The sequence below is a fragment of the Streptococcus sp. KHUD_017 genome, assembly GCF_054861245.1.
Genome location: NZ_CM142175.1, coordinates 1,668,806 through 1,675,000 on the forward strand (window position 1 = coordinate 1,668,806; position 6,195 = coordinate 1,675,000).

Consider the following 6,195-nt stretch of genomic DNA (forward strand, 5'->3'; position numbering starts at 1 on the left):
ATAAACCTTTATTAGAAATTTGTAAATGGTATAGACCTGTTATAGTTAAAAATAGCAAGAAATAAATTAAGATTTAGTAAAAATAAAGTAAAATCTATTGAATAAACCATTGTACATAAATCATTATGAAATGAAAAAAGTAATTTAAAGTAACTCTAAAGAAAAAATAAAAAGACAAGGCTCGAAAACCTTGTCGTTATCACTATACCGGCGGCCGGGGTCGAACCGGCACGTCCTTGCGGACACTGGATTTTGAGTTCCATAACTCCATTATTTAAATCTTACAACCCTGATTTAATAGGGTTTTAAGCCTTTTGAATCTTGCAAAATAGACTCATTTTTCAAATTTTAGTAACTTTTTGGTAACACTCCATACCTTATCGTTCTAAGAGCATCATCAGAGAATAGACGATATGTCCCAACAGGTTATATTCATCCAGAGGTATTCAAGACACTTGTACGATTAACAGTTAATGTAATCATTTTATTTTCTCCTTTAATTAGGGTAAGTGTTTTTTATTATTTTAACAAAAATAACTCTTTAGCCCAAGAATTTGATAATTCATTTTCTAACAAAACTTTTTTTTTTAAATTTATTTTATGATATACTAAACTTATCAGCTATTGGTTCTGAAAAAGTGTCTGCCACAGTTTTACTACAAATTCTCATGACTTGTGCCAAGATTTATAAAAAACGGATAGCTATAATAGCTCTTAGAGCAAAAACATGACATATAGGAGGTTAAAGACATGTCATACTTTTATCTTTTTATCGCCATTGTAGGAGAGATATTGGGAACTAACCTTTTGAAATTATCAGACGGTTTTACAAAGCCTATTCCAACCGTTTCTGCCCTACTTAGCTATGGCGTTTGTTTCTATTTCTTATCACTAGCAATGCAAAAAATTCCTGTAGGAATAGCTTATGCAACATGGTCAGCTGTCGGTTTAGTTTTGATAGCCTCTATCTCAGTAATGATTTTCAAAGAAACACTAAATGTTTATAGCATTATCGGTTTAATTTTGATTATCATTGGTGTTGTCATGGTTAACTTATTAGGAAATGCAGGACATTAATAAAACCGGCTCTATACTATTTGTAGTGGGTAAATCCCCTATGGATATTATGGAGCCTATTTTGTTGTAGAAAAAAAGTTCCATAAGAACTATAATGAAAAGCTAGAATTCTGTCAATATTTTGGACACATTTTGGGAGGGAATTTTGAAGACTAGCGTCCTCCTAATTTTCCCAATAAGTTTTAACTTCTTCAAAAATCTTATTCAAAAGTTCTGCATCTTTTTCTGACAACTGATTTTTTTCTATAACTCTATCTTTTAGTTCTGTTGCCTTTATTTTATTTCTTGCCACCGAAACTGCTATTGAATGTTTCAAAATATCAAACTCATCCTTTGAAAAGTTTGCAATATTGGTAAGATCTAATTGTTCTAGAGGTAAACTACTGATAATTGAATAAGGTTTTTGTCCCAGCAAATAATCTGTAGTAGTCCCAAAGATATTTGCCAATTTCACAACGAATTCTAATCCTGGTTCTAACGTTCCATTCTCCCACCGAGAATATGTCCCTTGTTGAACTCCAATTAATTCCGATATTTGTACTTGAGTTAACTTTTTTGATTTTCTGAGAGTTTTTAACCTCTCTGAAAATTTATAATCCTCTGTATACATAATTCTCCTATAGATATTCTTATTCGTATATTTTAGCTTGACAAAATATTCCAAACGGTATAAAATAGAATTATTCCATAAGGAATATTTATTTTGAGATTGAATATTCCATTGAGAATATTATAGCATAAAAGGAGGTAAAAGCGTATGTAACTAGTAGTCGATTTAAAAAATTTTAATAAAGGAGGTAAGATTCGACAAAATAAAAAATCTTGAAACAAATGTGCCGTTCGTTCCAAGATCAAAACATATTATGTAACAATTATACCACAGAAAACTCTTCAGTTGCACAAGAAAATTTCGGAGGTTTCACAAAAAGATGACCAATAAAGAGTTAGTCAATCAAATTTCTGGCCTAAACTCTACCTCTACTCTTAAAAATTGGATTCAACTGATTAAAGAGATAAGTGGCAAGGAATTTAAGAAAATTAAAGTTCCTATCAGTAGAAATCCCAGAACTCATCAATTAAGTTATACAGTTGCCTATGATTTTACAGACGAAGACCTTAGACAATTTCAAAAGTTAGCTAAACTAAAACTTGAAATAGGTCTAAAAGAGGCTATACAAGCCGTATTTGGGAGTCTAGCAGACAATGAGCATGAATCCCTAAACCAAGTAATAGATGAGCTCTACGATGAACTGAGCGCCTTAAAACAGGAATTTAAGCGAGAAATGCGACTGATAAAAATTGAGAATTCCAACCTAAAAAAGAAAATCCAAGATATTGAAGAGTCGATGCAAACCGGCTTACTAGGGTTTGTTAACGAGAGGTCAAAAAATAGGTTCGGCTAATAGCGAGTTTTCGGCTGAGCCATGAGGCAGAAAGCCGAAAATGAGCGTAGATGCGGACGGACCATTTTTGACCGATAGGGTGTGTAGTAACACCACCCTCTGCAAGTTAGGTGTACCATCGAAAGAATTCAGTATTTCCAAGGGTTTCAGAGATTTTAAGGGTGGCAAAATTAGGCAAAAAGTTGAATCAAAATCTATGGCAAAAAATGAACATTTACGTTCTGTATTTGACTGGATTCAAATTCAGTTTGATAAGACTGAATTTTCGCCAAGAGAAATAATCGAAGACATTCTATTTCTTGACTATGACCTATTTATTGAGAATAAAGGGAGCCTTAAATACTATAACTATGATAGCCAGCTTCATTATGGGAATATCCGTATCTACTATGGAGCGAAAGAGTCGTCCTACATGCTTGTCATGTCAGGACAGGCACTCGAGTTCTATAGAGATATGGTATTAGATCCAAATAGTCTGTCCGAAAGACAGTTTCTGAACAACCTCTACTACAATTACAATCAATTTTCAGTAAGACGAATTGATATTGCAATAGATGATTTTAATGAAACACCCTATTTCACTCCTAATCAGCTTCTAAAGATTTGTCAGAAGAAACGCTTTATATATGGAAAAAGCACCTACTACAATACCTACGGAGATGAAACAATCGGTCAGACCTTATATTTGAGAAAACCCAATGATGATGAAAGACTTAGAATTTACGATAAACGCTTAGAAAGAGCTGAGAAGCTCGGTATCAGCAAGCGGTATATAGAAAATTGGATAAGAACGGAGTTAGAACTTAGGAAAGAAAAAGCTCACTACTTCATTCAAGAATGGTTGCATTCAGAAATAGATCTTCTCAACTTTACCAAGGGATATCTCAAAGAAAAAGTGAGGTTCTATAGTGATAGTCACTTCTCAAAACCTTTGAGATCTTGGGAAAAGTTTTTAGGACACTCAAGACCTGTCTCTATCATTATTTCAAAACCAAAAACAGAACTGGAACAAAAATTAGAATGGTTTACCTACAAAGGTTCAGGAGCTATTCTAAAAGCGTATAAATTTCTATACGACAATAACTTACTGCATGAGTATGAGAAATCTAACTATCTCGCACTCAACAATATGGAATATCCACCAGATTTAGCAAGTGGATTAATAGAAAGGGCAATACTCTTTAAAAGAGAGGATTTGATCCCCACAATCAAAGAAAATATCAAAAGGAGAAATTAACTATGGCAAAAATGCTTTCACAAAATGACTGGAATTTTAATAACATTGGAACAAAATTTGAATTGGATGAAGTCATTCCAAAATTTGAAACGGAAGTCCGAGCTGATGCAAACGGAGAAATTATCAAAAACCGAGATGGTAGCGAAAGACGTTTTAATACCAATAAAATCATTGGTTGGAAATACAATGTAACGATCAAGGATGGACAATTCAAAAAGAAATCAACCCAAGTCTCAGTAGACAATCCAGAAGCTTTAGTCGATAATGACTATATCCAAGCAATGGATCAAGTACCAGTTACATTTGACAATTTACAAGCTACTATGATTAGTTCAACGATGTATTACAAGGCGGATGCTATCCATTTAGTAGATGTAAAACAAAAATAAGTATAAGACAAGGGGAGTTAATCCTCCCCGTACTTAATCTAATTAGAAAAGGAGAGCACATGATTAAAACTGTAACAAAAGATGACCTTATCGAACTTGGATTTGCTCCAGGAACTGCAAGAAAGATTATCCATACCGGCAAATTACTATTAGTGAATCGTGGTTTTAACATCTACGATAACAAACGGATTGGTACAATTCCAGCCAGTGTCGCTGAAGAACTACTAGGAATTGAACTCCAGAAAGAAGCATAATGAATGACTATTCGTAAAACTAAAAGTGGTAAATGGACTGTTGATGTTTCTAACGGTTTCCACCCAGTCACACAAAAAAGAATACGTATTATTCGTAAAGGATTAAAATCTAAAAAGGAAGCCCTAGAACTTGAACAACATATTAGAGTTGTAGAATTAAAAGAAAAACAATTTGACTTTGTAGTAACAACGGATATGTTATTCGACTTACTTGAAGAAGATGATTTGAAAAATGGCAGAAAAGTAAGCTACACAAGTACACAAAGAAATAATTATGAGCGTCATATTAAGCCATATTTTAAAAATACAAATTTAAATAAATTAACGTATGACCATATATTCGAATTTCGTGAATACCTAAAAACAAAACCTAAAAAACAAAATGAAAATGAAGTTTTAAGCTATAATACAATTAATAAGGTTCTGATTCTACTTAAAAAAATTTTTGATACTGGTATAAGAAAATCACTCATTGATAAAAATCCAGTTAAGAATCTGAGAAAATTACCAATTAGGAAGCCTGATATTAAATTTTGGAGTATAGAAGAATTCACGAGATTTAGAGGACTTATTCGAGATGATGAAATAAGTTATGACCTGTTTTTCGTAATTGCTTTCTTTACTGGAATGAGAATGGGAGAAATCCTCGCATTGAACTGGAATGATATAAATCTTTTAACAAATACGATTTACGTTACCAAAACGGTATACTTTGTTAATAATACAAGCTACATTAATACAACAAAAACACGATCAGGAACTAGAAATATAACAATAAATCAGAAATTAGCAGAAATGCTAATAGATTGGAAAGTAAAACAAAAAGAAAAACTTGAGGAATTTACGAAAAATACTGAAGAACTTCAAATAATACAGAGTACACCAATATCAATTACAAAAAATATGATTGATAAGAAGTTTAAGCAAATACTAGAAAGGGATAAAGATTTAAAGAAAATAAGAATTCATGATTTAAGACACTCTCATGCATCATTACTTATAAATCAAGGAGAAGATTATCTTGTTGTCAAAGAAAGATTAGGACACGCATCTATTACAACAACAATTGATACTTATTCTCATTTGTACCCTAGCAAACAGAAAACATTGGCTAATAAACTTGATGATTTATTTTAAAATGGAAAAAATTGGTAACTCAACAAAAACAGAGAAAAAAAGACAAGGTCCGAAAACCTTGTCTTTTTTACTATACCGGCGGCCGGGGTCGAACCGGCACGTCCTTGCGGACACTGGATTTTGAGTCCAGCGCGTCTGCCAATTCCGCCACGCCGGCAAATAGTAACTGGGGTAGCTGGATTCGAACCAACGCATGAGGGAGTCAAAGTCCCTTGCCTTACCGCTTGGCTATACCCCAATAATATAAAATAGGCGAGTGATGGGGATCGAACCCACGCATGCCAGAGCCACAATCTGGTGTGTTAACCACTTCACCACACCCGCCATACTATTAAACACGGGCAGTAGGAATTGAACCCACACTGAAGGTTTTGGAGACCTTAGTTCTACCTTTAAACTATGCCCGTAGAGGATGGAAGGGGAGGGATTCGAACCCCCGAACCCGAAGGAGCGGATTTACAGTCCGCCGCGTTTAGCCTCTTCGCTACCCTTCCGTATGATTTAAAAAATGGCGCGAGACGGAATCGAACCGCCGACACATGGAGCTTCAATCCATTGCTCTACCAACTGAGCTACCGAGCCAATATTGCGGGAGCAGGATTTGAACCTACGACCTTCGGGTTATGAGCCCGACGAGCTACCGAGCTGCTCCATCCCGCGTTAATAATAAATAAAGGAGGATGTGGGATTCGAACCCA

7 protein-coding genes and 8 tRNA genes (1 of these 15 running past the window's edge) are annotated in these 6,195 nt (G+C 34.3%); 6 read left to right on the forward strand and 9 right to left on the reverse strand.

Features of this window, described 5'->3' with window-relative positions; genetic code table 11:
* The first annotated feature begins 750 nt into the window (after positions 1-750).
* A complete protein-coding gene (locus ACVAMZ_RS08290) occupies positions 751-1,077 on the forward strand; it encodes a DMT family transporter (protein ID WP_049505554.1) in 327 nt (108 codons plus the stop codon).
* A 163-nt stretch (positions 1,078-1,240) separates the two neighbouring features.
* Here the strand turns inward: ACVAMZ_RS08290 and ACVAMZ_RS08295 are convergent, their stop codons facing one another.
* Positions 1,241-1,687: a helix-turn-helix transcriptional regulator gene (locus tag ACVAMZ_RS08295; protein WP_000287814.1), complete on the reverse strand. Its 447-nt coding sequence runs from the start codon at positions 1,685-1,687 to the stop codon at positions 1,241-1,243.
* Between the two features lie 319 nt (positions 1,688-2,006).
* Here ACVAMZ_RS08295 and ACVAMZ_RS08300 point away from each other — a divergent pair, with 319 nt between their 5' ends.
* Genes ACVAMZ_RS08300 through ACVAMZ_RS08320 form a run of 5 tightly spaced genes read left to right on the forward strand, consistent with a single transcriptional unit; the run spans position 2,007 to position 5,497 of the window.
* Positions 2,007-2,480, forward strand: a complete 474-nt coding sequence (locus ACVAMZ_RS08300) for a hypothetical protein (RefSeq protein ID WP_075227842.1) — start codon at positions 2,007-2,009, stop codon at positions 2,478-2,480.
* A 40-nt stretch (positions 2,481-2,520) separates the two neighbouring features.
* On the forward strand, positions 2,521-3,717 hold the full coding sequence (locus ACVAMZ_RS08305) for a replication initiation factor domain-containing protein (RefSeq protein WP_201087770.1): 1,197 nt from the start codon (positions 2,521-2,523) through the stop codon (positions 3,715-3,717).
* 2 nt (positions 3,718-3,719) lie between these two features.
* A complete protein-coding gene (locus ACVAMZ_RS08310) occupies positions 3,720-4,106 on the forward strand; it encodes a hypothetical protein (protein WP_461684583.1) in 387 nt (128 codons plus the stop codon).
* 59 nt (positions 4,107-4,165) lie between these two features.
* Positions 4,166-4,360 carry a DUF3173 domain-containing protein gene (locus tag ACVAMZ_RS08315; protein WP_000598356.1) on the forward strand — a complete coding sequence of 65 codons (195 nt, stop codon included), beginning with the start codon at positions 4,166-4,168 and terminating at the stop codon, positions 4,358-4,360.
* Positions 4,361-4,363: 3 nt separating this feature from the next.
* Positions 4,364-5,497, forward strand: coding sequence for a tyrosine-type recombinase/integrase (locus ACVAMZ_RS08320; RefSeq protein WP_004182166.1), 1,134 nt, complete (start codon positions 4,364-4,366; stop codon positions 5,495-5,497).
* 73 nt (positions 5,498-5,570) lie between these two features.
* Here the strand turns inward: ACVAMZ_RS08320 and ACVAMZ_RS08325 are convergent.
* The 8 genes from ACVAMZ_RS08325 to ACVAMZ_RS08360 all read right to left on the reverse strand — a co-directional run.
* Positions 5,571-5,654 (reverse strand) — tRNA-Leu (locus ACVAMZ_RS08325).
* A gap of 9 nt (positions 5,655-5,663) precedes the next feature.
* A tRNA-Gln gene (locus ACVAMZ_RS08330) sits at positions 5,664-5,735 on the reverse strand.
* 13 nt (positions 5,736-5,748) lie between these two features.
* A tRNA-His gene (locus tag ACVAMZ_RS08335) sits at positions 5,749-5,821 on the reverse strand.
* A gap of 12 nt (positions 5,822-5,833) precedes the next feature.
* Positions 5,834-5,904, reverse strand: a tRNA-Trp gene (locus tag ACVAMZ_RS08340).
* A 6-nt stretch (positions 5,905-5,910) separates the two neighbouring features.
* Positions 5,911-5,991: transfer RNA gene (locus tag ACVAMZ_RS08345), tRNA-Tyr, on the reverse strand.
* A 15-nt stretch (positions 5,992-6,006) separates the two neighbouring features.
* Positions 6,007-6,079 (reverse strand) — tRNA-Phe (locus tag ACVAMZ_RS08350).
* A 4-nt stretch (positions 6,080-6,083) separates the two neighbouring features.
* Positions 6,084-6,157, reverse strand: a tRNA-Met gene (locus ACVAMZ_RS08355).
* A gap of 14 nt (positions 6,158-6,171) precedes the next feature.
* Positions 6,172-6,195: transfer RNA gene (locus tag ACVAMZ_RS08360), tRNA-Ser, on the reverse strand (it continues 66 nt past the right edge of the window).

Coding starts and splice junctions, on each gene's coding strand:
- ACVAMZ_RS08320 (WP_004182166.1), top strand. CDS start 4,364: ATGACTATTCGTAAAACTAAAAGTGGTAAATGGACTGTTGATGTTTCT.
- ACVAMZ_RS08295 (WP_000287814.1), bottom strand. CDS start 1,687: ATGTATACAGAGGATTATAAATTTTCAGAGAGGTTAAAAACTCTCAGA.
- ACVAMZ_RS08305 (WP_201087770.1), top strand. CDS start 2,521: ATGAGCGTAGATGCGGACGGACCATTTTTGACCGATAGGGTGTGTAGT.
- ACVAMZ_RS08290 (WP_049505554.1), top strand. CDS start 751: ATGTCATACTTTTATCTTTTTATCGCCATTGTAGGAGAGATATTGGGA.
- ACVAMZ_RS08315 (WP_000598356.1), top strand. CDS start 4,166: ATGATTAAAACTGTAACAAAAGATGACCTTATCGAACTTGGATTTGCT.
- ACVAMZ_RS08310 (WP_461684583.1), top strand. CDS start 3,720: ATGGCAAAAATGCTTTCACAAAATGACTGGAATTTTAATAACATTGGA.
- ACVAMZ_RS08300 (WP_075227842.1), top strand. CDS start 2,007: ATGACCAATAAAGAGTTAGTCAATCAAATTTCTGGCCTAAACTCTACC.